The organism is Pseudomonas fluorescens, assembly GCF_000730425.1.
Lineage (GTDB): Bacteria > Pseudomonadota > Gammaproteobacteria > Pseudomonadales > Pseudomonadaceae > Aquipseudomonas > Aquipseudomonas fluorescens_X.
This window is the reverse complement of sequence record NZ_CP008896.1, coordinates 4,321,074-4,345,928: the sequence shown is the minus strand read 5'-3', so window position 1 is coordinate 4,345,928 and position 24,855 is coordinate 4,321,074. Positions and strand designations below refer to the sequence as shown.

The window sequence follows — 24,855 nt, the reverse complement described above, 5'->3', positions numbered from 1 at the left end:
CTGTAGGCGCTGGCTTGCCAGCGATGACGGATTGTCAGTCAATAAATTCATTGGCTGACCCACCGCTATCGCTGGCAAGCCAGCGCCTACAGTGGTTGGGGCTGGCGTTTGGTCATGGTTTGTAAAGGGCCAGCAAGGTGCGTCCCTTTAAATCGCAGGACATTTCCGAGACAATCCCGGCCGCCTTGTGCCTGTTGGAATCGATGGCTAGCCTGCGATCCGTCACTGCCCATCAGTGATCGGGTTTAGTCGCCCGGTACATCACAAGGTGCATGGTCCCATGAAGTTTTATGGTGGCTGTGCGCAGGGCACCCTCGGGTGCGCCGGATTTCCTTGTGGCCGGTCGACTAACCTGCGTACAGCCGCCACCCTTCGTTTAGTCGCGACGGGCCGGCTCCGATTCTCACAAGGAGCTTCGCCATGCATAAAGTTGTCCCCGACCCACCCCGTGATCCTGCCAAAGACCGCGCCGCGTTCAATCGCGCCATCGACCATTACCTGCCGACCCCAGATGCTCACAGCACTCACTCCGACTTGAGCTTCGAAGATGCCCTGCTCTTCACCGCCAGCCTGCTGGATAGCGCTTCGGCGACTGCGCTCGATTGTGGAGAGCTGCTGCACAGCCCCGAACGGGCCAAAGTGCTGGCGGTATGGCATTTACTGGAGATCGCCAAGACCACCGTTGATCGATCCATTGAATGCCTGCGTCCCACCACAGCAAAAACCTGAGGGCAAAAAAAGGGCGGGTTTATTAAAAAACCCGCCCTTTCTATTTCACATCACTGCGACGTCTTGGCCATCTGCTTATCCGACGTACGCCAGATCAACCGCGTGGTGTCGTAACCCTGCTGACGCGCGCGGCTCAACAGGTCTTCGCGGGTGTCGGCACTGACGGTCGGCGTGCGCGACAACAGCCACATGTAGCGCCGGCTCGGGCTGCCGACGATGGCAGTCTTGTAGTCATCGCTGACGTACAACACCCAGTAATCGCCCTTGGCCACACCCGGTAGCAATGCGGTGAACCAGTTGTTGAATTCGACCCACAGCTTGTCGGTCTTGCCCGGTACTTGCGGCGTGGCCGTGCCCTTGGCTTCTTCCCATTTCCACTCGGTGGTCAGGCAGCGGTTGAACACTGACATGTCGCCATCGGGCAACAGGGAATAACGGGCCTCCGATTGCGCGCAGTTGCGCTGGAAGTACATGGGCAGGCGGGCCAACTCGTACCAGGTGCCCTGGTAACGCTTGAGGTTGACGCTGCCGACAGTCTTGGGTTGCAGATCATCGCCAGAATGGCTGGCGCAGCCTGCCAAAAACAGGCTGGCGCAAAGGTATAAAACGAAACGCATCATTCTTCTTCTCCCGCAGGCTTTCGCCCCGGTTTACTTCAGGCCTTGCCCGGAAAACATCAGAACTTTGTCACCGGCGTACTGCACACTGATAAAGCTGTTTTTATCGCCCCAGGTGCAACTGGACATGCCCAGCGCGCCGGAACAATCGGTGGGCTTACCCAGCAACGACTCCACTTCGGCCTTGGCCATGCCAGCCGAGAGCTTCTGGTAGTTTTCCTGGGTGACCTTGCTGCAAGCGGCCAACAGGACGCAAAAGCACAAGAGGGCGAGACGGCGTAACGACATGGTAGAGCTCCTGGAGGGACACGCAGCAGTGGGGATCTGCCAGAAGCTTAGAAGGGAAAAGGGGGGTCTGGTTCCCGGAAGGCAAAAACAAAAAAAGCCCCGAAACGCTGAAACGTTTCGGGGCTTGATCTGACGCGCAAGGTTCACTGTAGGAGCGAGCTTGCTCGCGAAAAAGGTACAGCCAACGCAGTAATGCGCCTGGAATACTTTCGCACGCTCGCTCCTACAGAAGGCGTTACGCCTTCTTGTGGTAACCGGTCACACGCGCCACTTCTTCCTTGGAGCCCAGGAACACCGCCACACGCTGGTGCAGGCCTTCAGGCTGGATGTCGAGGATACGCTGGTGGCCGTCAGTCGACGCACCGCCCGCCTGCTCAACCAGGAACGACATCGGGTTGGCTTCGTACATCAGGCGCAGTTTGCCTGGCTTGGATGGCTCGCGACTGTCGCGTGGGTACATGAACAGGCCACCACGGGTCAGGATGCGGTGCACGTCGGCAACCATCGCGGCCACCCAGCGCATGTTGAAGTTTTTCTTCAGCGGGCCTTCTTCGCCTTCCATCAACTCGTTGACGTAGCGCTTGACCGGTTCTTCCCAGTGGCGCTGGTTGGACATGTTGATCGCGAATTCCTGGGTAGAGGCAGGAATGGAAATATCTTCGTGAGTCAGGACGAAGCTGCCCATTTCACGGTCCAGGGTAAAGCCCTTGACGCCATCGCCCAGGGTCAGCACCAGCATGGTCTGCGGGCCGTAGATGGCATAACCGGCGGCAACCTGCTCGGTGCCTGGCTGCAGGAAGGCCTTTTCGTTCAAGGCTTCGTTCTGGCTCAGGTATTCGTTAGGGCAACGCAGTACCGAGAAGATGGTGCCGACTGGCGCATTGATGTCGATGTTCGACGAGCCGTCCAGCGGGTCGAATACCAGCAGGTACGCGCCTTTGGGGTACTTGCCCGGGATCTGGTAGGCGTTGTCCATTTCTTCGGACGCCATGCCGGCCAGGTGACCGCCCCATTCATTGGCTTCGAGCAGGATTTCGTTGGAAATCACGTCAAGCTTCTTCTGCACTTCGCCTTGCACGTTTTCAGTGCCCATGCTGCCCAGGACACCGCCCAGCGCGCCCTTGGACACGGCGTGGCTGATTTCCTTGCAAGCACGCGCCACCACTTCGATCAGGAAGCGCAGATCGGCAGGGGTGTTGTTGCTGCGGGTCTGCTCAATCAAATAGCGACTCAGGGTAACGCGGGACATGGAAGGCTCCGGAGAATGGGGGGGGCTAAAAAACCCGCGCAGTTTAGCGCGAGTCGGGGCGCATTTCCTCCTATCAGACGAGATAAGCCTGACAGAGTTCATGTAAGCCCCGGCTCAGGGCTTGGCCGGCGGCTTGCGCAACAGACTGTAGGCCATCGCCCCCAGTGCCGCTACACCCAGCAGCAATACGGCCCACAGGCCAACTTTTTGCCAGTTGAAACCTGCGACCGTGGGTGCGGCAGGTGCATTGGCGTGCCACGTGCCATCGACCCTGGCCTGGCCCAACGCCGCGAGGCGCTGCGGCTGGTAGTCGGGAATCAAGGTCGCCAACGGCAGGTTGGCGGCCTTGGCCAATGGGTTGCCCAGCGCCAGGATAAACGGTGGCTCGCCCCGTGCCAGGAACACCACTTGCGTGGCCCGCACGGCGAAACTCAACGCTGGCGCCTGCGCCCCCAGGCCACCGCCCCGCTCATCGACCTCCAGCTTGAGCTGCCGGACCGGATAGCCCGGCAGTTGCAATTGATCCTGGGTGATTTCTTGCCCGCCTTGCGTCAGCCGATAGAGCAAACCACGGCTCAACGGCTGCCATGCCTGCTTGCTGTCCTGGCGCCCCTGAAGTCCCACCGGCGCCAGGCTGTTGGGCTGGCGCAACTCGACGCGTACCCGCTCGATGCTCAACACCCCAGGCAACTGCCAGCTGTACTGTCCCGGCTCAAGGGTGCTGCCGGCCAAGGGCTCGGACCATACCAACGGCACCGGCAGGCTACTGGTGCTCTGCACTTCAATGGACGTCAACTCGGGCGCAGCCTGGCCTTGCCACAGCAGGCGCAGATAACGTGCCGACTGCCCCGGCAAGGCGACCTCACGCTGCTCAATCCGATCGTCGGCAAATGCCAGGCGCGCCACCTGCCCTTCGCCCCAGGATCGCCAGTGCTGCAAATCATCACTGGCTTCGATGCTCAAACGCTGGAAGCCGTCCTGCTCAGCAGACCAGTCGAGGATCAATTTTTGCATCGGTGCCTTGATTGCACTGGCATCGAGCAACCAGCCGCGGCGCACCTGCGCGCCGGCCGGCACCTCGCTGGAAGGCTGCACTTGTACCAGAGTGCCCGAGGCACTCGATTGCACGCGCACGCCGGGCACACTGTCGCTGGCATTGTCGGCGGCATACAGCGCAAAGCCCTTCAGCCGGGTCGTGTGTTTTGCGCTTTCAGCCGACTGGCGCACCCACGCATACGCCTGGGGCTCGCCGGCTGCGTTAAACACCCGCAGGTCACGCAGATCGGCCTGGCGGGCACTCAACTGCACCGCCAGTGGCAGCTCCAGGCGATACCAGGGGCCTTCGCCGCTGATTGCCAGCGGTACCCGGGCGGTGAAGTCGGCGGGGGTTTCTGCGGCCCATGCCGATAACACGGTACACAGGCCCACTAGCGCAATACTCAGTTTGCCGATCAAGACGACGCTCCTTGGGTTTGAGTTCCAGTCTCACTGCGTTTGGGCGGCAACGGGGCAAAATAGCCCACCACCAGCAACAGCCCGCCCACGCCGATAAACGACACAATCCGCTCCAGCCCGCCACGGTTGCTCAGCTCGACGAGGAACAATTTGGCGACCACCACACCAATCAGCACTGCGCCGACCAGCCAGACCTCACGACGATGGCGCAGATGGCCGCCGATCATCAGCCCCAGGGCAATCAGGGTCCAGACAATCGACAGCCCAGCCTGGACCAGCATCGAATCGAGCAACGCATCCAGATAAAACGGCACGCCCCCCCAATGGTGCGCCGTGCGCATCACCAACGCGGTGAAAAAGGCAAACAGCGAGAACCCGGCGACGCCTTGGGCAATCTGTGGGGTACGCCCGCCCAGTTGTGGCGCTGCACCGCGCGACCACAGGTACACCCCCAGCAGCGCAAACAGCAGGCCGATGTCCAGGGGGTTGAGCAACGGCACGTAGGGCAAGGGCTGGGCGGTACCGTCGCTGAAAATATTGGCCAACCAGAACCACACCAGCATCAGCAAGGCCAGCGGTAGCGCGGCAAGGAGGCGGTATTCGCGCGGATAAGCAGACACCGGCCACGGCCATTGGCGCGCTGAAGCGACGGCGATCAGGTACAGGCTTGGGAAAATCGCCCAGCCCAGCCAACGCCAGGCGTTGTATTGCACCGAGAGCACCAACAGGCCGTAGCGCAACTCCAGGGCCAACAGGCCGATCAGCATCCAACAGCCCAGTACATGGGCAACGCTCAGGGCCTTTGTCGCCGCCAAGCCGGCCAGATAACGCAGCGCGATGAAATGCACAGCGAACACCGCGAACCAGGCCAGCCAGCCCCATTCGGCCGCCGGGTGGTAGTAACGATGCACCGACACCAGCAACACCAGCGCCGCCGCCGGCATCAGCAACAGGCAGAGGGTTCCCAGCGCGGCCCAACGCAGGCGCAACGCCAGCAACCTCCACAGTGCCGCGCTGGCCGCTGCCGCCACCAGCAGGAAGGTGGCTTGCAGCTCCGGCGGAGTGAAGCGCAGCACTTCATGGTTCAGTGCCAATACCCACCACGCCGCGCCCCACGCCAGCAGGCCATTGGAGAGATGGGGCACCTTGAGCCGTTGACCGCGGCCCTGCACACGCCAGGCACCGACAAAGGCGGCCAACCCGACCAGCATCGGCGCCCAGAAACCGATATGGCGAAACGCCGACAGTTCCTCGGCACCCCATGACGTCAGCGTGAGCAACGCCCCTGCCAACACCTGCACGCCGAGTGCGCAAAACAGGACGGTGCGCGATGCGATATGCAGGCCGACAAACACCGTGATCAGCCCCGCCAACGCCCAACTGATCGCGGTGCCCTGCTCGGCCAACAGCAACGGCGCCAGCAGATACACAAAGCCCAGGCCAAGGCCGGCCAGGACCGGCAAGCCTCGGCGCTCCCACTGGGTAATCTGCTCCCGTGTAGCCTTGCGCAGTTGGTGAAAGCTGAATAACAACGCCACGCCGAGCAACAAGGCTCCCAGCGCCGCGCCCTCCAGCAGCGTGTGCTGGCCCACGCCCAGCTCACTGAGAAAGGCCAGCGCCGAGCCCAGTTGCAACAGCAAGCCAAAGGCTCGCGCCAACCACCGCTGCTGGCGCAGGCCGAGCCACAAGATACCCGCGCCCTCCACCGCCCAGGCCGCGGCGGTCCAGCGGGCATCCAGGCCCAGGGGGATCGCCAGGCTGGCGAAAATCACGCCAAGGGCCAGGCAGGTTTCTGCCAGCAAGACGGTGCGCCCGCCACTGAGTACACGCGCCAGGACCATATAGATGATCCCCAGCACCAATGCGCTGAATGCCGGAGCGAATGCCAGGTGTTGCACCAGGGTGAACTGCAAGCCAAAGGCTACAAGCGGTGGGCCGAACAACAGGCCGCCATCGACATAATCACCCTTGGCCGCAGACCAGCGCAGCAGCGCGCCACGGCTGTCATCGGTCGGGGCGTCGGGGGTTTCCAGGAGTTTGCGGCGCGCAAACAGCAGGCCGATGGCCAGGTACATGAGGAAAAACAGGATCAGGAACGGCTCGATACTCCACAACAGTTCCGGCGTGTAAGAGCGAATACCCCAGGCAAAGCCGATGCCGAAAGTGCCGGCAAAGCCAATCACATTGAGCAGACGCCAGGCCTTGGACCAGGCGATGGCGAGAATGCCGGCGTTAAGCAGGGCGAAGTAGCTGAACAATGCGACAGGGTTGCCCTCGCCGGTGGACGCCAGGATCGGCGCGGCAAAACCGCCGAGGGCGGCGGCGCAGGCCAGGCCGATGGCGTCCTGGGTAATGGCGAGGATCGCCGAGAACACGGTCACCGCCACCAGCAGGCCCAGCGCCGCCCCCGGATCGAGCAAAGGGTGCAGGCGCATGGCCGCGAACACCGTCAGGTACAACACGGCAATGCCCGTGCCTTGCAGAATTAACGCGTAGCTGCCCCGGCGCAGGCGCAACCACCAGCCCAGGCCCAACAAGCCCAAGGCACAGGCGGCGACACCGGCGTAACGCAACTCGATGGGCACCACCATGCCCTCGGTGGCATAACGCAGCAAAAATGCCAGGCCCAGGAACAGCAGCACCACGCCGACCCGCAGCACGGTATTACCACCCAACAGCCAGTTACGCGCCCCCTGGAGGGCACGTTCGATCAGGTTGGGGCTGCGGGGCATTTCGGGCTCAGCTTCGCGTGCAACAGCCGCCGGCTTCCATAGGTCGTCGGGCAGCGGCTGGCTCGGTTCGGGGGCATAGGTTGGTTGCAGCTCGGCGGGCAGCTCCCAGACCAGCTCGGGCGCGGCCACGGGCTCAGCAACAGGCGATTCGGCTTGAGGCGGCTTCTCCAGCACCGTGAGGCGTTGCTCCAGCGCCTTCATGGCACTGTCGAGGCTCGATAGACGAACGGCCTGGCCAATCACCAAACCCAGTAAAGCCCCGAGGCCTGCATCACTGAACGACTCATCCAGCGCCCAGCCAAGCACCAGGCCAATGAGCATGAACATCCATTGCATGGTCGACATCCCTAAGCAGCCCGAAGCAGGCATAACCGGCGCTCAGTATATCGACACAAATCCAATGTGGGAGCTGGCTTTCCTGCTCCCACACAAGCCCGTTCCTACACGGGATTTCTCGGCGTCTAGTCCAGGGCTTTCCAGATCTCGGTCGCGTACTCCCGGATGGTGCGGTCCGACGAGAACCACCCGGTGCGGGCCGTATTGAGCACCGCCGAACGCCACCATTGCTTGGAATCATGCCAATGGGCCTCGACCCGCGCCTGGGCGTCCCAGTAAGAATCAAAGTCGGCGCACACCAGGAAGCGGTCGTAGTAGATCAACGAGTCAATCAATCCCACGTAGCGCCCCGGATCGTCCGGCGAGAACACCCCGCCACGAATCGCCTGCAGCACGTCATTCAAGCGGTGAGAGGCCGCGATATCAGGAGCGGCATTGAATTCACCTGCCTGTTTACGCGCGTCCACCTGCTCGGCGCTGAGACCGAAGATAAACATGTGCTCGCCGCCGATGCGCTCGTGCATCTCGACATTGGCACCATCCATGGTGCCGATGGTCAGCGCACCATTGAGGCCGAACTTCATATTGCTGGTGCCCGAGGCCTCGAACCCGGCGGTGGAAATCTGTTCCGACAAGTCTGCCGCCGGGATGATGTTCTCCGCCAGGCTGACGTTGTAGTTGGGCAGGAACACCACCTTGAGCAAGCCACGCACGGTCGGGTCGTTATTCACCGTACGCGCAATGTCGTTGGTCAACTTGATGATCAGCTTGGCCTGGTGATAGCTGGCCGCCGCCTTGCCGGCGAAGATCTTCACCCGCGGCACCCAATCCACCTCGGGCTCGGCACGAATGGCCTGGTACAGGGCGACGGTGTGCAACAGGTTCAGCAACTGGCGCTTGTACTCGTGGATGCGCTTGACCTGCACATCGAACATCGCCGCCGGGTTGACCGAAATCCCCAAGCGCTCATGGATGATATCGGCCAGCACCCGCTTGCTGTGCAGGCGTTGCTCGGCGAAGGCTTTGCGAAAGGCGTCTTTCTCGGCGAAGGTTTCCAGCTCCACCAGGCGCTCTTCCATATTGTCGAGAATGTCCGGGCCCAGGGCGTCCACCAGCATCGCGGTGAGCTTGGGGTTGGCCTGGAACAGCCAGCGGCGGAAGGTGATGCCGTTGGTCTTGTTGTTGATCCGGTCAGGGTAGAGCTTGTGCAGTTCGGAGAACACCGTGCTGCGCATCAACTGCGTGTGCAGGCCGGAAACGCCGTTGACGCTATGGGAGCCGAGGAACGCCAGGTTGCCCATGCGCACGCGGCGGCCATTGTCTTCTTCGATGAGCGAGACAGCGCGCAACACGTCGAAGTCGTGAATACCCTTGGCCCGCAGCGAATCAATGTGCTGGGCGTTGATCAGGTAAATGATCTGCATATGCCGGGGCAGCATGCGTTCCATCAGGCCTACCGGCCAGGTTTCCAAGGCTTCGGGCAGCAGGGTGTGGTTGGTGTAGGACAGTGTCTCGACAGTGACCTGCCAGGCCGCATCCCAGGCGATGTCGTGCAGGTCGACCAATTGGCGCATCAACTCGGCCACGGCGATGGACGGGTGGGTGTCGTTAAGCTGGATTGCCGCGTGCTCGCCCAGGCTCAGGACCGAGCCGTGCATGTTTTTGTGGCGACGCAGCAAGTCTTGCAACGAGGCTGCGACGAAGAAGTATTCCTGGCGCAGGCGCAATTCCTGCCCCGCTTCGGTGCTGTCGGCCGGGTAAAGCACCCTGGAGATGCTTTCGGCACGGGCCACTTCGGCGACGGCGCCCAAATGGTCGCCAGCGTTGAAGCGCTCCAGGTGCAAGTCTTCCACCGCTCGGGCACGCCACAGGCGCAAGGTGTTCACACTGGCTCCGCGCCAGCCGACGACCGGGGTGTCGTAGGCCACCGCACGCACGGTTTCATTGGGCGACCAGACCTGGATCGACTTGCCGGACGCATCCAGCACGGTCTCGACGCTGCCGCCAAAGCCGATCGGGTAGATCACCTCAGCGCGCTCGAACTCCCAGGGGTTGCCGAAATCCAGCCAGCGCTCGGTCTGCTCCTGCTGCCAGCCATCGACAATCGCCTGGCGAAACAGCCCGTGCTCGTAGCGAATGCCATAGCCATGGCCGGCGATGCCCAGGGTCGACATGCTTTCCATAAAGCACGCGGCCAGGCGCCCCAGGCCACCGTTGCCCAGAGCCGCATCGGGCTCCAGCAGGCGAATGCGCTCCAGGTCCACGCCCAACTCACCGAGGGCTTCGCGTGCCACCTCCAGCAGGCCGAGGTTGCTCAGGCTGTCAAACAGCAGGCGACCGATCAGGAACTCCAGGGACAGGTAATACACCCGTTTCTGCCCACGCCGGTAGATATGCCGGGTGTGGTCCATCCAGTGGTCGACCATATGGTCGCGCGCCGCCAGGGCAATGGCCTCGAACCAGTCATGGTCGAAGGCGTGATCGGGATCCTTGCCCACCGCGTAAGTGAGTTTGGTCAAGACAGCATCGCGAAATGCGGCTACCTCTGCTTCTCGTACAAGCGGTTCCTGAGACATCGGTGCGACCTCGGGCGAGATAGAAGAAGGGAAATCCTAGAGCCTAGACGGTCTGACACATGGCATGGCTGACGGTTCGGCAGTTTTTTCATTCATTCACGCATGCAGGTTTTAGATGCAGGGGCCGTGCCCGTTTGCACCGCGACGCAGCCTTTGAGCCGAAACCCGCAAAATATTGTTCAAAAAACCACCAATCCCGGTATGATCGCGCGCCCGGACAAAGCCCCTCTTGGAAACCTGATGAAGCCTCAACTGATCGCCGCCGCGGAACTCGACCGTCTCGAAACGTGGCAGAAATACTCCAGCCACATGTGCGGCGGCTGCACGTCCAACTGCTGCACCCTGCCGGTTGAGGTGAAGATCAAGGATTTGATCCGCATTGGCATCGTCGACGAGTTCGAGCGTGGCGACCCGCCAAAGAACATCGCCAAGCGTTTGCAGAAGGAAGGGATCGTCGAGCGTTTCAACTCCAAGTCCGAGATCTTTACCCTGCAGCGCATGAGCAACAACGATTGCCTGTACCTGGATCGTAAGACGCGCTTCTGCACTATTTATGACAAGCGCCCGGATACCTGCCGCAATCACCCGAAGATCGGGCCACGGCCGGGGTATTGCGCGTACAAGCCCAAGGAAGTGGTACGCGAGACCAAGTTCAAGACCCTCGACAAGTTCTGATCCAAGTTCTTTATTGCTTGAACTACCGCTTTCGCGAGCAAGCCCGCTCCCACATTCGACCGCGTCTTTTCAGGATGAATGTGGGAGCGGGCTTGCTCGCGAAGGGGCCGGTACAGCCACTGCAAATATTGCAGGCATAAAAAAACGCCCCCGGCCTTTCGACCGGGGGCGTTTTTATTCAGCCGGAACTAAGTATCAGTTCTTGGCCTTTTTGGCAGCGCGGGTACGCTCGCCTTCGTCCAGGATCTTCTTGCGAAGACGGATGGACTTAGGCGTCACTTCACACAGCTCGTCGTCCTGGATGAATTCCAGGGCCTGTTCCAGGGTGAAGCGAACAGGTGGAACCAGGGCGATGGTTTCGTCTTTACCCGAAGCACGCATGTTGTCGAGCTTCTTGCCTTTGGTTGGGTTGACGCCCATGTCGGTGTCACGGCTGTTCAGACCAACGATCTGGCCGTTGTAGATCTCTTGACCGTGCTCAACGAACAGCTTGCCACGCGCCTGGAGGGTTTCCAGGGAGTAGGTCAGCGCCTTGCCGGTTTCTACCGATACCAGAACGCCGTTCTGGCGGCCGGACATTTGGCCGGACTTCATGACGTCGTAGCGATCGAAGATCGAGGTCAGGATGCCAGCGCCGTTGGTCAGGGTCAGGAACTGGTTACGGAAACCGATCAGACCACGAGCAGGGATGTTGTATTCCAGACGCACACGGCCTTTGCCATCCGGCACCATGTTGGTCAGGTCGCCCTTACGCAGGCCCATCTCTTCCATGACCTTGCCCTGGGATTCTTCAGGGGTGTCGATGGTGACGTTTTCGAACGGTTCGTGCTTGTTACCGTCAACAACGCGGATGATCACTTCCGGACGGCCAACGCCCATTTCGAAGCCTTCGCGACGCATGGTTTCGATCAGTACCGAAAGGTGCAGCTCACCACGGCCGGAAACCTTGAACTTGTCAGCCGAGTCGCCTTCTTCAACGCGCAATGCAACGTTGTACAGCAGCTCTTTGTCCAGACGTTCCTTGATGTTGCGGGAAGTCACGAACTTGCCTTCTTTACCGCAGAATGGCGAGTCGTTTACCTGGAAGGTCATGGAAACGGTTGGCTCGTCGACGGTCAACGGCTTCATCGCTTCAACGTTCATCGGGTCGCACAGGGTGTCGGAGATGAACAGCGAGTCCATGCCGCTGATGCACACGATGTCGCCGGCAGCCGCTTCTTCAACGTCTACACGGTGCAGACCGTGGTGACCCATCAGCTTCAGGATACGGCCGTTACGCTTCTTGCCGTCAGCGTCGATAGCGACAACCGGGGTGTTCGGCTTGACGCGACCACGAGCGATACGACCAACGCCGATAATGCCCAGGAAGCTGTTGTAGTCCAGTGCCGAGATTTGCATCTGGAACGGGCCGTCACGGTCAACAGCCGGTGCTGGTACGTTGTCGACGATCGACTGGTACAGCGGGGTCATGTCTTCAGCCATGTCGGTGTGGTCCAGACCGGCAATGCCGTTCAGGGCCGAGGCGTAGACGACTTTGAAGTCCAACTGTTCTTCGGTGGCACCCAGGTTGTCGAACAGGTCGAAGATCTGGTCCAGAACCCAGTCCGGACGCGCACCTGGACGGTCAACCTTGTTGATGACCACGATTGGACGCAGGCCGGCTTCGAACGCCTTCTTGGTCACGAAACGGGTTTGCGGCATAGGGCCGTCTTGGGCATCAACCAGCAGCAGAACGGAGTCAACCATCGACATTACACGTTCAACTTCGCCACCGAAGTCGGCGTGGCCCGGGGTGTCCACGATGTTGATGTGGTAGCCGTTCCAGTTGATGGCGGTGTTTTTCGCCAGGATGGTAATACCGCGCTCTTTTTCCTGGTCGTTGGAGTCCATCACGCGCTCGTCGTTGAGCTCGTTGCGCTCCAGGGTGCCGGATTGACGCAGGAGTTTGTCTACCAGGGTGGTTTTACCATGGTCAACGTGGGCAATGATGGCGATGTTACGTAGATTTTCGATCACTTGTGTATCTCGATCAGAGGATTCGGTGTGCTGACAGGTCGTGGCAGCGATTAACAGTAGAGTCAGGCCTTGCCGTTACAGCTTGACGGCAGAGTCGGGGGGCCGGTGACGCAGGCCACAGGCAAACAGCCCCGGGCTCTTAGCTCGGTCGATAAACGCGCACATTGGCATGCCCCTCACTGAGCAAATGGTGGGCATGCAGGCGACTCATCACGCCTTTGTCGCAATACAGCAGGTACTGACGGCTGTTATCCAGTTCCTTGAAACGCGCGTTCAGTGCATAGAACGGCAGCGTTTGCACGTCGATGCCAGCGATTTCCAGCGGCTCGTCGCAAGCGGCATCCGGATGACGGATATCGATGACGATCTGGCCGGCCAGGGCTTCGCTGACTTCTTCGATCTTCACATCCTGGCCCAGTTCATCGATTACCCGATCGATTGGCACCAGTTTGGCGTTCTCGAGCGCTCGCTCCAGAATCGCCATGTCGAATTCTTTCTCTTCATGCTCCACGCGGTAGCGCTTGGCATGGGTCTTGGGGTTCACCGAGATGACCCCGCAATACTCTGGCATGTGCTTGGCAAAATCAGCGGTGCCGATTTCGTTGGCCAGGTCGATGATGTCCTGCTTGTGGCTGGCGATCAGCGGGCGCAGTACCAACTTGTCGGTCACGCAGTCGATCACTGACAGGTTCGGCAGGGTCTGGCTGGAGACCTGGGAAATCGCCTCGCCGGTCACCAGCGCTTCGATTTGCAGGCGGTCGGCGATTTTCGACGCCGCGCGCAACATCATACGCTTCAATACGACGCCCATATGACCGTTATCGACTTTTCCGAGAATTTCTCCCAGGACTTCCTCGAACGGTACGCTGACAAACAGCACGCGCTGGGAACTGCCGTACTTCTTCCAGATATAGTGCGCGACTTCCATCACGCCCAATTCATGTGCACGCCCGCCCAGGTTGAAGAAGCAGAAGTGACTCATCAGGCCGCGGCGCATGATCTGGTAGGCCGCCACCGTGGAGTCGAAACCGCCGGACATCAAGACCAGGGTCTGCTCCAGCGAACCCAGCGGGTAGCCGCCGATGCTGTTGTGCTGGCTGTGGATCACAAACAACCGTTGGTCGCGAACTTCGATGCGCACTTCGATTTCGGGGTCTTTCAGCGAGATCCCGGCAGCACCGCACTCACGACGCAGCTTGCTGCCGACGTATTTTTCGACATCCATGGAGCTGAACGGGTGCTTGCCGCCACGCTTGCAGCGCACGGAAAAAATCTTCCCGGCCAGCTCGGCCCCGTAGTGCTGCTTGCACTTTTCGGTGATGTCGTCGAAGTCGCCCAGCGGGTACTCGTCAACCTGCAGGAAATGCGCGATGCCCGGCATGCAGCTCAGGCGTTCGGTCATATCTTTCAAGGCCTTAGGGTCGCTGATGCGGGTTTCCAGCTCGAGATTGTCCCACACACCGTTCACCACCACAGCCGGGTCCAGATCGCGGAGCACGGCGCGGATATTCTTGGCCAATTGACGGATGAAACGCATCCGTACCGGTCGGCTCTTGATGGTGATCTCGGGGAAGACTTTAACGATTAATTTCATGGAAACAGCGCGCACAGGGCCAGCCGAAAAAGGGGGGCGCGGATTATAGCGGAAATCGCTCAAGGTTTGACCAGTTAATATACAAACCGCACACGGCGCACCATAAAGGTGCATTTTCAGGCAATTACGCTACATTGCAGTGCGCGGATTTTGTCGCTTTGACGATTTGCACCTTTATAGGGGGCGATTTTGAGGCAAAAAACCCATGTCGGGGCACTGGCATGCAATTTGCTCTCTTGTGAGGCAGGTTGCCATGACGGACTATCCGCGCCGGCATCACCCACATTCTAAGGGCTACTCCACTACCCAAGCCCGAAGCCACCCGGAGGACACTATGTCGAAGTCGGTTCAACTCATCAAAGATCATGACGTTAAATGGATTGATCTGCGCTTCACGGACACCAAAGGCACTCAGCACCACGTGACCATGCCGGCTCGCGACGCGCTGGATGACGCCTTCTTCGAAGAAGGCAAAATGTTCGACGGCTCCTCCATTGCTGGCTGGAAAGGCATCGAAGCCTCCGACATGATCCTGATGCCGGACGACTCCACCGCCGTACTCGACCCGTTTACCGAAGAACCGACCCTGATCATCGTCTGCGACGTGATCGAGCCGTCGACCATGCAAGGCTACGACCGCGACCCACGTGCGATCGCCAAGCGTGCCGAGGAATACCTGAAGTCCACCGGTATCGGTGACACTGTATTCGTGGGCCCGGAGCCTGAGTTCTTCATCTTTGACCAGGTGAAGTTCAAGTCCGACATCTCCGGCTCCATGTTCAAGATTTTCTCCGACCAGGGCTCGTGGATGTCCGACCAGGACGTGGAAGGCGGCAACCATGGCCACCGTCCGGGCGTCAAAGGTGGCTACTTCCCGGTTCCGCCGTTCGACCACGACCACGAAATCCGTACCTCCATGTGCAACGCCATGGAAGACATGGGCCTGGTCATCGAAGTTCACCACCACGAAGTGGCGACTGCCGGCCAGAACGAAATCGGTGTGAAGTTCAACACCCTGGTGGCCAAGGCTGACGAAGTCCAGACCCTGAAGTACTGCGTACACAACGTAGCTGTGGCCTACGGCCGCACCGCGACCTTCATGCCCAAGCCACTGTACGGCGATAACGGTTCGGGTATGCACGTTCACCTGTCCATCGCCAAAGATGGCAAGAATACCTTCGCTGGCGAAGGTTATGCCGGCCTGTCCGACACCGCCCTGTACTTCATCGGCGGCATCATCAAGCACGGTAAGGCCCTGAACGGCTTCACCAACCCATCGACCAACTCCTACAAGCGTCTGGTCCCAGGCTTTGAAGCGCCGGTCATGCTGGCCTACTCGGCACGCAACCGTTCTGCCTCGATCCGTATTCCTTACGTGTCCAGCCCTCGCGCTCGTCGTATCGAAGCACGCTTCCCGGATCCAGCAGCCAACCCGTACCTGGGCTTCGCTGCACTGCTGATGGCTGGCCTGGACGGCATCCAGAACAAGATCCACCCAGGCGACGCCGCCGACAAGAACTTGTACGACCTGCCGCCTGAAGAGGCCAAGGAAATCCCACAAGTGTGCGGCAGCCTGAAAGAAGCCCTGGAAGAGCTGGACAAGGGCCGTGCGTTCCTGACCAAAGGCGGCGTGTTCAGCGACGACTTTATCGATGCCTACATCGCCCTGAAAAGCGAAGAAGAAATCAAGGTCCGCACCTTCGTACACCCACTGGAATACGAGCTGTACTACAGCTGCTGATCCGGTAGTGCTGCTTAACGTGGCGTGACCAAAAGACCTCCTTCGGGAGGTCTTTTTTTTGCCCGCCATAAAGCATGCCCCCTGTAGGAGCCGGCTTGCCGGCGATGGGGATCCGAATCATGTGGTGATCTTGAGGGCGCCATCGCCGGCCAGCCGGCGCCTGCAGGGATCTGGAAAACAACGAAGCGCGTGAATTCGCACTATATTGGTGCGATACGTTGCACCCATGCCCACCGGCCAACCCATTTTGGGTCGAAATCTCCCGAACAGGCTGGCAGAGCGCCATAGTTTCGCGCTTCAAGCCCCCATTTCAGGGCTTTTACGCTTCTTTTCGGAGCCTTGGTTTGGTTTTTGCATTTTCCTGGTATCAGCGTGAGCCTCAAGCCCGCGCCTTGCTCCAAAAGAGGTCCTCATGACCATCAGCGACGCACTGCACCGTTTGCTACTCGACAACCTGACCACCGCGACCATCCTGCTCAATGACGAACTGCGCCTTGAGTACATGAACCCTGCGGCGGAGATGCTCCTGGCCATCAGCGGCCAGCGCAGCCATGGGCAATTTATCAGCGAGCTGTTCACCGAGTCCGCCGAGGCCTTGAGTTCCTTGCGCCAGGCCGTGGAGCAGGCCCATCCATTCACCAAGCGCGAAGCGATGCTCACGGCCCTCACCGGCCAGACCCTGACCGTCGACTACGCGGTAACCCCCATCCTGAGCCACGGCACTACCCTGCTGCTGCTGGAGGTGCATCCCCGTGATCGCCTGCTGCGCATCACCAAGGAAGAGGCGCAGCTGTCCAAGCAGGAAACCAGCAAGATGCTGGTGCGTGGCCTGGCCCATGAGATCAAGAACCCCCTGGGCGGAATCCGCGGAGCTGCGCAGCTGCTGGCCCGCGAGTTGCCGGACGAGAACCTCAAGGACTACACCAACGTCATCATCGAGGAAGCCGACCGCCTGCGGAACCTGGTGGACCGCATGCTTGGCTCCAACAAGCTGCCGTCGCTGGCGATGACCAATGTGCATGAGGTGCTCGAACGCGTCTGCCAGCTGGTGGAAGCCGAAAGTCAGGGCTGCATCACCCTGGTGCGCGACTATGATCCGAGCATTCCCGATGTGTTGATCGACCGCGAACAGATGATCCAGGCGGTGCTCAATATCGTGCGCAACGCCATGCAGGCCATCAGCAGCCAGAACGAACTGCGCCTGGGCCGCATCAGCCTGCGCACCCGCGCCTTGCGCCAGTTCACCATCGGCCATGTGCGCCATCGCCTCGTGACCAAGGTCGAGATTATCGACAACGGTCCGGGCATTCCTGCGGAACTTCAGGAAACAATCTTCTTTCCCATGGTCAGCGGCCGCCCGGACGGCACCGGGCTGGGCCTGGCCATTACCCAGAACATCATCAGCCAGCACCAGGGCCTGATCGAATGTGACAGCCATCCCGGCCACACGACCTTTTCGATCTTTCTGCCACTGGAACAAGGAGCCCCATCGACATGAGCCGTAGTGAAACTGTCTGGATCGTCGATGACGACCGTTCCATCCGCTGGGTCCTGGAGAAAGCCTTGCAACAGGAAGGCATGACCACCCAGAGCTTCGACAGCGCCGACGGGGTGATGAGCCGCCTGGCGCGCCAGCAGCCCGATGTGATCATCTCCGATATCCGCATGCCCGGCGCCAGTGGCCTGGACCTGCTGGCGCGGATCCGCGAGCAGCACCCGCGCTTGCCGGTGATCATCATGACCGCGCACTCGGACCTTGATAGCGCTGTCGCGTCCTATCAGGGCGGCGCCTTCGAGTACCTGCCCAAGCCGTTCGACGTCGATGAGGCGGTGGCGCTGGTCAAGCGCGCCAACCAGCACGCCCAGGAACAGCAAGGCCAGGCCGTTGAACCGACCCTGACCCGCACGCCGGAAATCATCGGCGAAGCGCCAGCGATGCAGGAAGTGTTTCGCGCCATCGGGCGCCTGAGCCACTCCAACATCACCGTGCTGATCAACGGTGAGTCCGGGACCGGCAAAGAGCTGGTGGCCCATGCCTTGCACCGCCACAGCCCAAGGGCCGCCTCGCCGTTCATCGCGCTGAACATGGCGGCGATTCCCAAGGACTTGATGGAATCCGAACTGTTCGGCCATGAAAAAGGCGCGTTTACCGGCGCGGCCAACCTGCGCCGGGGCCGTTTTGAGCAGGCGGACGGCGGCACGCTGTTTCTCGACGAAATCGGCGATATGCCGGCCGACACCCAGACCCGGCTATTGCGGGTGCTGGCCGACGGTGAGTTCTATCGTGTCGGCGGTCATACGCCGGTCAAGGTCGACGTGCGGATCATCGCCGCGACCCACCAGAACCTGGAAACCCTGGTCCACGCCGGCAAGTTTCGCGAAGACTTGTTCCACCGCCTGAATGTGATCCGCATCCACATCCCACGCATGTCGGACCGTCGCGAAGATATCCCGACCCTGGCCCGCCACTTCCTCAGCCGCGCCGCCCAGGAGCTGGCGGTGGAACCCAAGCTGCTGAAGACGGAAACCGAGGAATACCTGAAGAACCTGCCATGGCCGGGCAACGTGCGCCAGTTGGAAAACACCTGCCGCTGGATCACGGTGATGGCGTCCGGGCGCGAAGTGCATATCAGCGACCTGCCGCCCGAGTTATTGAGCCTGCCGCAGGATTCGGCGCCGGTGACCAACTGGGAACAGGCCCTGCGCCAGTGGGCCGACCAGGCCCTGGCCCGTGGCCAGTCGAACCTGCTGGACAGCGCCGTGCCGACCTTTGAGCGGATCATGATCGAAACCGCCCTCAAGCACACGGCAGGCCGGCGTCGCGACGCCGCCGTGCTGCTGGGCTGGGGCCGCAACACCTTGACCCGCAAGATCAAGGAATTGGGGATGAAGGTCGATGGCGGGGATGATGATGAGGGTGAAGAGGGCTGATTACAGCCCTCCAGGCCGGTAAAGATCACCTGTGGGAGCGGGCTTGCTCGCGATAGCGGAGTGTCAGTTGATACATGTCTAACTGATCCACCGCCATCGCGAGCAAGCCCGCTCCCACATTTGGACCTGCATCCAGTCCCGGGATCGTGCACTGCTTCAATGCACCACGAACCGGCATCGCGCACAAAACCCAGGCCGCTTTCAAAAAATCCTGAACGCCGAAAACACAAAAGCCCCGTAAACCGGGCTTTTGTCTTCTAGAGCAAAAAAAATCGCAAGTCCTCACAACTCTGGCACGCCCCCTGCAATACCTCTGGTACTACCCAGTTTCGGGGACCTTGGTACAGGCAGGCCGAGAATCCCCTCTTTAATTCAAAGCTCCAAGCCGTTTTGGGAGCCCTGGTACAGGCAGGCCGGGAACTCCCTCTTTTATTGCTCCAGGAGATGGACCTCCAGTCGCCAGCGGTCATCGACCGCCTTGCCCGACCACTCCCCACGCAGGGGCCGTGCCGCCACCAGGTTCAACAGCAAGCCACCATCGGTCTTGCGCACGCGCCAGTTCACATCCTTATCAGTGACCTTCAATTGCCCCGCCTGCGCATTGCCCTGAGCATCGAACAGCAGCGCCACGGTGCCGTCGATATGCTCGCCGTGCAGCTTCGGTTCGCTGTTGAACCACACCACCAGGCCATCCTTGACGGGCTCGACCTGCAACAGGGCAATCGGGTCCGGGGTGGTCAAGCGACCGATCATCAAACCCACCATCAGGCCGACAATCGCCAACGATCCCAAGACTCTGGGCAATAGCTTCGGCCTGGGGTCGTCTTCAGGGGTAGAATGCGCTGCATCTTTATCTTCGGAGCCGTGCATGTTTCACGTCATCCTTTTCCAACCAGAAATTCCGCCGAATACCGGCAACGTTATCAGGCTGTGCGCCAACAGTGGCTGCCACCTGCATTTGATCGAGCCGCTGGGCTTTGAAATGGACGACAAGCGCCTGCGCCGCGCCGGCCTGGACTATCACGAGTACGCCACCCTGCAGCGCCACGCCGACCTCGCCAGTTGCCTGGAAAGCCTGGGCCACCCACGGCTATTCGCGTTTACCACCAAGGGTTCGCGGCCATTCCATGATGCCCGTTTTGCCGAAGGCGACGCCTTCCTGTTCGGCCCGGAAAGCCGGGGCCTGCCGGCTGAGGTGCTCGACGCCCTGCCCGAGGGCCATCGCCTGCGCCTGCCGATGCGCGAGGGTTGCCGCAGCTTGAACCTTTCCAATACCGTGGCCGTTGCCGTTTACGAAGGCTGGCGCCAGCTCGGCTTTAAATAACACCGCAAAACAAATGTGGGAGCGGGCTTGTGTGGGAGCCGGGCTTGCCCGCGATGCAGGCACCTCGGCGTGTCAGTCACACCGCGGTGATGCTATCGCAGACAAGCCAGCTCCCACACAAGCCCGCTCCCACATTTTTTACCGCGTCGACTTATTGAACCGTCGACGAACCTTCCTGTTGCATGCGCTGCAGCTCTTGGGCATACAGGGCATCGAAGTTCACCGGGGCCAGCATCAGGGCCGGGAACGAGCCACGGGTGACCAGGCTGTCCAGGGTCTCGCGGGCATACGGGAACAGGATGTTCGGGCAGAACGCGCCCAGGGTGTGGCTCATGGACGCATCGTCCAGGCCCTGGATCAGGAAGATACCCGCCTGCTGCACTTCAGCGATGAACGCCACTTCTTCACCGTTCTTCACAGTGACCGACAGGGTCAGCACCACTTCGTGGAAGTCGCCCTCCAGTTGCTTCTGACGGGTGTTCAGGTCCAGGCCGACGCTTGGGGTCCACTCCTGGCGGAAGATCGCCGGGCTTTTCGGCGCTTCGAACGACAGGTCACGCACGTAGATACGCTGCAGGGAAAATTGTGGGCCTTGGGCCTCTTCTGCTGCCGCTTCGGTGTTCTGTTGGTCAGTCATCTCGCAGATCCTTCTTGATCTTGGGGTCTTTTAGGGTTTTGGAGTCAGACGTGAAGCAGCGCGTCCAATTTACCGGCGCGCTCCAGGGCGTACAGGTCGTCGCATCCACCGATGTGCTTGGTCCCGATCCAGATTTGCGGCACAGAAGTGCGCCCCGCCTTCTGGACCATCTCGGCACGCACCGCAGGCTTGCCATCGACCTTGATCTCGTCGAAGGCAACCTGTTTGCTTTGGAGCAACTGCTTAGCTCGCATGCAATAAGGGCAATAATCGCTGGAATAAACGACAACCTGGCTCATATCACTTCACCAACGGCAGGTTATCGGCGCGCCAGCTGGAGATACCACCCGACAGCTTGGCCGCGGTGAAACCGCTCTTCATCATCTCGCGGGCATGGCCGCCGGAGTGCTGGCCCTGGGCGTCGACCAGGATAATGGTCTTGGCCTTGTGCTTTTCCAGCTCGGCGATGCGTGCGATCAGCTTGTCCTGGGGAATGTTCAGGGCGCCGACGATGTGGCCTGCGGCAAAGTCCTTGGCCGGACGGATATCGACAACAACGGCCTGGTCCTTGTTGACCAGCGCGGTCAGCTCGGCGGTGCTGAGGCTACGGCCGCCACGGCTCACTTCATGAGCAATCAGCAGTGCCAGCAGTACGACGAAGGCACCGACCAGCAAATAGTGAGAGGTAGCAAATGCAATCAGGTGATCAACCATCAAGGAGGTTCCAGGGCGTTAAAATGGCGGTAAGTATACACAGCCGCCATGGGGGGCCAACCCCCGTAAAGCGGTGACGGCATCGGAACTTCGCTTTAAACTGCCACTCCCTTTTCAATCGCCTTCCTTTAATACCGCCGCGAGAGGATCTATGACTACTACGCCTAAACCTTTGGTCCTGATGATTCTCGATGGCTTCGGTCACAGTGAAAACCACCATGACAACGCCGTATTCGCGGCGAACAAGCCTGTGCTGGACCGCCTGTGCGCCAGCGTCCCCAATGGCCTGATCTCTGGATCAGGCATGGACGTCGGCCTGCCGGACGGCCAGATGGGCAACTCTGAAGTCGGCCACATGAACCTGGGCGCCGGACGAGTGGTCTATCAGGACTTCACCCGCGTGACCAAAGCCATCCGCGATGGCGAGTTCTTCGAGAACCCGACCATCTGCGCCGCGGTGGATAAAGCCGTCGCCGCCGGCAAGGCCGTGCATTTCATGGGCCTGCTGTCCGACGGTGGCGTGCACAGCCACCAGGACCACCTGGTGGCCATGGCCGAACTGGCCTACAAGCGCGGCGCCGAGAAAATCTACCTGCACGCCTTCCTCGACGGTCGCGATACCCCGCCCAAAAGCGCGCAGTCGTCCATCGAGCTGCTGGACGCCACCTTCGCCGCCCTCGGCAAGGGCCGCATTGCCAGCCTGGTCGGCCGCTACTTCGCCATGGACCGCGACAACCGCTGGGACCGCGTGTCCCAGGCCTACAACCTGATCGTCGACGGCAATGCCGAGTTCAACGCCGCTACTGCCCAGCAAGGCCTGGAAGCCGCCTACGCCCGCGGCGAGAGCGATGAGTTCGTCAAGGCCACCACCATCGGCGAGCCCGTGAAAGTCGAAGATGGCGACGCCGTGGTGTTCATGAACTTCCGTGCCGACCGTGCCCGGGAGCTGAGCCATGTGTTTGTCGATGACGGTTTCAAGGACTTCGAGCGCGCGCGCCAGCCGAAAGTCGAGTTCGTGATGCTGACCCAATACGCCGCCAACATCCCGGCCCCGTCGGCCTTCGCACCCGGCAGCCTGGAGAACGTGCTGGGCGATTACCTCGCCAAAAACGGCAAGACCCAGCTGCGCATTGCCGAGACCGAGAAGTACGCCCACGTCACCTTCTTCTTCTCCGGCGGGCGTGAAGAGCCGTTCCCGGGCGAAGAGCGCATTCTGATCCCGTCGCCGAAAGTCGCCACCTACGACCTGCATCCAGAAATGAGCGCGCCGGAAGTCACCGACAAGATCGTCGACGCCATCGAGCACCAGCGTTATGACGTGATCGTGGTCAACTACGCCAACGGCGACATGGTCGGCCATAGCGGCAACCTGCAAGCGGCGGTCAAGGCCGTGGAATGCCTGGACGTGTGCGTAGGCCGTATCGTCGACGCCCTGGAAAAGGTCGGCGGCGAAGCCCTGATCACCGCCGACCACGGCAACTGCGAGCAGATGTCCGACGAATCCACCGGCCAGGCCCATACAGCCCACACCACCGAGCCGGTGCCGTTCATTTATGTCGGCAAGCGCGACTTCAAGGTGCGCGAAGGCGGCGTGCTGGCCGACGTGGCGCCGACCATGCTTATGCTGATGGGGCTCAAGAAACCTGCCGAGATGACCGGTACGTCGATCCTGGTCTAATTTTAGAACCCACCCCAAACCCCATGTGGGAGCGGGCTTGCTCGCGATAGCGGAGTGTCAGTTGATACATTTTTAACTGATCCACCGCCATCGCGAGCAAGTCCGCTCCCACATTGTTTTGTGGCGTTTTTGAGTATGGCGTTTAGCCATGCCCTACCACACGGCAGCTAACTTACCCATTGGGCGTTTTTTTTGCAGCGTGGGGCGGGCATACTAGGCCGTCCCTTTCCCTGGTGTCGCCCGCCTCTATGCTTCGCGCCTTGATTACCCTTGCTCTTGTCTGCGTGCTCCAACCGGCCCTGGCCGACGAGCGTGCGCAAACCCAACAACAGTTGGACGCTACGCGTCAGGACATTACCGAGCTGAAGAAACTGCTCGGCAAGCTCCAGGAAGAAAAATCCGGGGTGCAGAAAGACCTGCGCGGCACGGAAACCGAAATGGGCAAGCTGGAGAAGCAGGTCCAGGAGCTGCAAAAAGAACTAAAGAAGAGCGAGTCGGAACTGGAGCGGCTCGACGGTGAGAAAAAAAAACTCCAGAGCGCGCGCGTTGAACAGCAACGCCTGATCGCGATCCAGGCCCGTGCCGCCTACCAGAACGGTCGCCAGGAATACCTCAAGCTGCTGCTCAACCAGCAGAACCCGGAAAAATTCGCCCGCACCCTGACCTACTACGACTACCTGAGCACCGCGCGCCTGGAGCAACTCAAGAGCTTCAACGAAACCCTGCGCCAGTTGGCCAACGTGGAGCAGGAAATTGCCGACCAGCAAAGCCAACTGCTGGCCCAGAAAAGCAGCCTGGACAGCCAGCGCAACGAGCTGGACAAGGTTCGCAAGGAGCGCCAGCAGGCCCTCGCCAAGCTCAACAGTGATGTAAAAGCCCGGGACGCCAAGTTGCAGGCACGTCAGCAGGACCAGGCCGACCTGGCCAAAGTGCTGAAAACCATTGAGGAAACCCTGGCGCGCCAGGCCCGTGAGGCCGAGCAAGCGCGACAAAAAGCGCTGATCGCCCAGCAGGAAGCAGAAAAAAAGCGCCAGCGTGAAGCCGAGGCGCTCGCCACCGACGCCCCGCGCAAACCGGCGCGTGCAGCGCCTGGCCCACTGGTTTCCAGCGCCGGCGAATCGTTTGGCGGGCCTTTTGCTATTGCCCGGGGCAAACTTCCATGGCCCGTTGATGGTCGACTACTGGCACGCTTTGGTGAAACCCGTGGCGATGACACCCGTACCAAGTGGGACGGCGTGATGATCAGCGCCTCTGCGGGCAGCCAGGTCCACGCCGTCCACGGCGGGCGCGTGGTGTTCGCCGATTGGCTGCGCGGCGCCGGTTTGCTGGTGATTCTTGACCACGGTAATGGCTATTTGAGCCTGTACGGCCACAATCAGACATTGCTCAAGGCCGCAGGTGATGTTGTAAAAGCCGGTGAATCCATCTCCACTGTCGGTAACAGTGGTGGCCAGGACACCCCGGCGCTGTACTTTGCTATTCGTCAGCAGGGCCGCCCGAGCGACCCTGCACAATGGTGTCGCGCCCAAGGATAGGCCGCACCTACATTAGGAGTTCGTTCGA

The 24,855-nt window shown here is 60.6% G+C and carries 20 protein-coding genes; 8 read left to right on the top strand and 12 right to left on the bottom strand.

The annotated features are described in order from the left end of the window. Positions 1 to 420 precede the first annotated feature (420 nt). On the top strand, positions 421 to 729 hold the full coding sequence (locus HZ99_RS19435) for a DUF6124 family protein (protein ID WP_038445328.1): 309 nt from the start codon (positions 421 to 423) through the stop codon (positions 727 to 729). A gap of 50 nt (positions 730 to 779) precedes the next feature. On the opposite strand, the gene HZ99_RS19430 is transcribed toward HZ99_RS19435, so the two are convergent. The 6 genes from HZ99_RS19430 to HZ99_RS19405 all read right to left on the bottom strand — a co-directional run bounded on the left by HZ99_RS19430 (position 780) and on the right by HZ99_RS19405 (position 9,982). Then, the gene (locus tag HZ99_RS19430) at positions 780 to 1,349 is read right to left on the bottom strand and encodes a lipocalin family protein (RefSeq protein WP_032862264.1); all 570 of its coding nucleotides are present in this window, start codon (positions 1,347 to 1,349) and stop codon (positions 780 to 782) included. Between the two features lie 30 nt (positions 1,350 to 1,379). Next, complete coding sequence (locus HZ99_RS19425) at positions 1,380 to 1,634, bottom strand: lipoprotein (protein ID WP_038445326.1); 255 nt, start codon at positions 1,632 to 1,634, stop codon at positions 1,380 to 1,382. Positions 1,635 to 1,869: 235 nt separating this feature from the next. Beyond that, complete coding sequence (locus HZ99_RS19420; RefSeq protein ID WP_032862268.1) at positions 1,870 to 2,883, bottom strand: class 1 fructose-bisphosphatase; 1,014 nt, start codon at positions 2,881 to 2,883, stop codon at positions 1,870 to 1,872. Between the two features lie 114 nt (positions 2,884 to 2,997). Then, positions 2,998 to 4,335 (bottom strand): DUF3999 domain-containing protein, encoded by a 1,338-nt coding sequence (locus HZ99_RS19415; RefSeq protein WP_038448124.1) that lies wholly within the window; start codon positions 4,333 to 4,335, stop codon positions 2,998 to 3,000. Then, positions 4,335 to 7,406, bottom strand: a complete 3,072-nt coding sequence (locus tag HZ99_RS19410) for a DUF2339 domain-containing protein (protein WP_038448123.1) — start codon at positions 7,404 to 7,406, stop codon at positions 4,335 to 4,337. The genes HZ99_RS19415 and HZ99_RS19410 overlap by 1 nt, the downstream gene beginning before the upstream one ends. A 125-nt stretch (positions 7,407 to 7,531) precedes the next feature. Next, on the bottom strand, positions 7,532 to 9,982 hold the full coding sequence (locus HZ99_RS19405) for a glycogen/starch/alpha-glucan phosphorylase (RefSeq protein ID WP_038445324.1): 2,451 nt from the start codon (positions 9,980 to 9,982) through the stop codon (positions 7,532 to 7,534). 240 nt (positions 9,983 to 10,222) lie between these two features. Between HZ99_RS19405 and HZ99_RS19400 the strand changes: the two genes are divergently transcribed. Then, a complete protein-coding gene (locus HZ99_RS19400) occupies positions 10,223 to 10,657 on the top strand; it encodes a YkgJ family cysteine cluster protein (protein ID WP_029295922.1) in 435 nt (144 codons plus the stop codon). Between the two features lie 195 nt (positions 10,658 to 10,852). Here the strand turns inward: HZ99_RS19400 and typA are convergent, their stop codons facing one another. Both typA and thiI read right to left on the bottom strand, forming a co-directional pair. Beyond that, on the bottom strand, positions 10,853 to 12,673 hold the full coding sequence (typA, locus tag HZ99_RS19395) for a translational GTPase TypA (protein WP_038445322.1): 1,821 nt from the start codon (positions 12,671 to 12,673) through the stop codon (positions 10,853 to 10,855). Between the two features lie 139 nt (positions 12,674 to 12,812). Beyond that, positions 12,813 to 14,267 (bottom strand): tRNA uracil 4-sulfurtransferase ThiI, encoded by a 1,455-nt coding sequence (gene thiI, locus HZ99_RS19390; RefSeq protein WP_038445320.1) that lies wholly within the window; start codon positions 14,265 to 14,267, stop codon positions 12,813 to 12,815. A 334-nt stretch (positions 14,268 to 14,601) separates the two neighbouring features. Between thiI and glnA the strand changes: the two genes are divergently transcribed. The 3 genes from glnA to ntrC all read left to right on the top strand — a co-directional run bounded on the left by glnA (position 14,602) and on the right by ntrC (position 18,939). Beyond that, positions 14,602 to 16,008 (top strand): glutamate--ammonia ligase, encoded by a 1,407-nt coding sequence (gene glnA, locus HZ99_RS19385; RefSeq protein WP_029295916.1) that lies wholly within the window; start codon positions 14,602 to 14,604, stop codon positions 16,006 to 16,008. A 412-nt stretch (positions 16,009 to 16,420) separates the two neighbouring features. After that, entirely contained in the window at positions 16,421 to 17,506 is a 1,086-nt protein-coding gene (glnL, locus tag HZ99_RS19380) for a nitrogen regulation protein NR(II) (protein WP_038445318.1), read from the top strand. Next, the gene (ntrC, locus tag HZ99_RS19375; protein ID WP_038445316.1) at positions 17,503 to 18,939 is read left to right on the top strand and encodes a nitrogen regulation protein NR(I); all 1,437 of its coding nucleotides are present in this window, start codon (positions 17,503 to 17,505) and stop codon (positions 18,937 to 18,939) included. Before glnL ends, ntrC begins: the two co-directional genes overlap by 4 nt. 429 nt (positions 18,940 to 19,368) lie before the next feature. Here the strand turns inward: ntrC and HZ99_RS19370 are convergent, their stop codons facing one another. After that, positions 19,369 to 19,809: a hypothetical protein gene (locus HZ99_RS19370; RefSeq protein WP_038445314.1), complete on the bottom strand. Its 441-nt coding sequence runs from the start codon at positions 19,807 to 19,809 to the stop codon at positions 19,369 to 19,371. Here HZ99_RS19370 and HZ99_RS19365 point away from each other — a divergent pair. Continuing rightward, positions 19,808 to 20,263 carry a tRNA (cytidine(34)-2'-O)-methyltransferase gene (locus HZ99_RS19365; RefSeq protein WP_038445312.1) on the top strand — a complete coding sequence of 152 codons (456 nt, stop codon included), beginning with the start codon at positions 19,808 to 19,810 and terminating at the stop codon, positions 20,261 to 20,263. The genes HZ99_RS19370 and HZ99_RS19365 overlap by 2 nt on opposite strands. Positions 20,264 to 20,414: 151 nt before the next feature. Here the strand turns inward: HZ99_RS19365 and secB are convergent, their stop codons facing one another. From secB to HZ99_RS19350, 3 genes are read right to left on the bottom strand one after another with little or no spacing between them, the layout of a single operon-like run. Next, on the bottom strand, positions 20,415 to 20,900 hold the full coding sequence (gene secB / locus HZ99_RS19360) for a protein-export chaperone SecB (RefSeq protein ID WP_038445310.1): 486 nt from the start codon (positions 20,898 to 20,900) through the stop codon (positions 20,415 to 20,417). Positions 20,901 to 20,944: 44 nt separating this feature from the next. Then, the gene (gene grxC / locus HZ99_RS19355) at positions 20,945 to 21,199 is read right to left on the bottom strand and encodes a glutaredoxin 3 (protein WP_038445308.1); all 255 of its coding nucleotides are present in this window, start codon (positions 21,197 to 21,199) and stop codon (positions 20,945 to 20,947) included. A gap of 1 nt (position 21,200) precedes the next feature. After that, positions 21,201 to 21,614, bottom strand: a complete 414-nt coding sequence (locus HZ99_RS19350; protein ID WP_029295907.1) for a rhodanese-like domain-containing protein — start codon at positions 21,612 to 21,614, stop codon at positions 21,201 to 21,203. A gap of 151 nt (positions 21,615 to 21,765) precedes the next feature. Here HZ99_RS19350 and gpmI point away from each other — a divergent pair, with 151 nt between their 5' ends. Further along, positions 21,766 to 23,292 (top strand): 2,3-bisphosphoglycerate-independent phosphoglycerate mutase, encoded by a 1,527-nt coding sequence (gene gpmI / locus HZ99_RS19345; protein ID WP_038445306.1) that lies wholly within the window; start codon positions 21,766 to 21,768, stop codon positions 23,290 to 23,292. Positions 23,293 to 23,540: 248 nt separating this feature from the next. Continuing rightward, positions 23,541 to 24,827: a murein hydrolase activator EnvC family protein gene (locus HZ99_RS19340; protein ID WP_038445304.1), complete on the top strand. Its 1,287-nt coding sequence runs from the start codon at positions 23,541 to 23,543 to the stop codon at positions 24,825 to 24,827. Positions 24,828 to 24,855: the final 28 nt, after the last annotated feature.

What these genes read in the sequence shown, in the direction of transcription:
- HZ99_RS19425 (WP_038445326.1), bottom strand. Translation starts at nt 1,634, where the DNA reads ATGTCGTTACGCCGTCTCGCCCTCTTGTGCTTTTGCGTCCTGTTGGCC.
- HZ99_RS19420 (WP_032862268.1), bottom strand. Translation starts at nt 2,883, where the DNA reads ATGTCCCGCGTTACCCTGAGTCGCTATTTGATTGAGCAGACCCGCAGC.
- HZ99_RS19410 (WP_038448123.1), bottom strand. Translation starts at nt 7,406, where the DNA reads ATGCAATGGATGTTCATGCTCATTGGCCTGGTGCTTGGCTGGGCGCTG.
- HZ99_RS19430 (WP_032862264.1), bottom strand. Translation starts at nt 1,349, where the DNA reads ATGATGCGTTTCGTTTTATACCTTTGCGCCAGCCTGTTTTTGGCAGGC.
- thiI (WP_038445320.1), bottom strand. Translation starts at nt 14,267, where the DNA reads ATGAAATTAATCGTTAAAGTCTTCCCCGAGATCACCATCAAGAGCCGA.
- HZ99_RS19405 (WP_038445324.1), bottom strand. Translation starts at nt 9,982, where the DNA reads ATGTCTCAGGAACCGCTTGTACGAGAAGCAGAGGTAGCCGCATTTCGC.
- grxC (WP_038445308.1), bottom strand. Translation starts at nt 21,199, where the DNA reads ATGAGCCAGGTTGTCGTTTATTCCAGCGATTATTGCCCTTATTGCATG.
- glnA (WP_029295916.1), top strand. Translation starts at nt 14,602, where the DNA reads ATGTCGAAGTCGGTTCAACTCATCAAAGATCATGACGTTAAATGGATT.
- glnL (WP_038445318.1), top strand. Translation starts at nt 16,421, where the DNA reads ATGACCATCAGCGACGCACTGCACCGTTTGCTACTCGACAACCTGACC.
- HZ99_RS19350 (WP_029295907.1), bottom strand. Translation starts at nt 21,614, where the DNA reads ATGGTTGATCACCTGATTGCATTTGCTACCTCTCACTATTTGCTGGTC.
- HZ99_RS19370 (WP_038445314.1), bottom strand. Translation starts at nt 19,809, where the DNA reads ATGCACGGCTCCGAAGATAAAGATGCAGCGCATTCTACCCCTGAAGAC.
- gpmI (WP_038445306.1), top strand. Translation starts at nt 21,766, where the DNA reads ATGACTACTACGCCTAAACCTTTGGTCCTGATGATTCTCGATGGCTTC.
- HZ99_RS19435 (WP_038445328.1), top strand. Translation starts at nt 421, where the DNA reads ATGCATAAAGTTGTCCCCGACCCACCCCGTGATCCTGCCAAAGACCGC.
- ntrC (WP_038445316.1), top strand. Translation starts at nt 17,503, where the DNA reads ATGAGCCGTAGTGAAACTGTCTGGATCGTCGATGACGACCGTTCCATC.
- HZ99_RS19365 (WP_038445312.1), top strand. Translation starts at nt 19,808, where the DNA reads ATGTTTCACGTCATCCTTTTCCAACCAGAAATTCCGCCGAATACCGGC.
- HZ99_RS19340 (WP_038445304.1), top strand. Translation starts at nt 23,541, where the DNA reads ATGCTTCGCGCCTTGATTACCCTTGCTCTTGTCTGCGTGCTCCAACCG.
- secB (WP_038445310.1), bottom strand. Translation starts at nt 20,900, where the DNA reads ATGACTGACCAACAGAACACCGAAGCGGCAGCAGAAGAGGCCCAAGGC.
- HZ99_RS19400 (WP_029295922.1), top strand. Translation starts at nt 10,223, where the DNA reads ATGAAGCCTCAACTGATCGCCGCCGCGGAACTCGACCGTCTCGAAACG.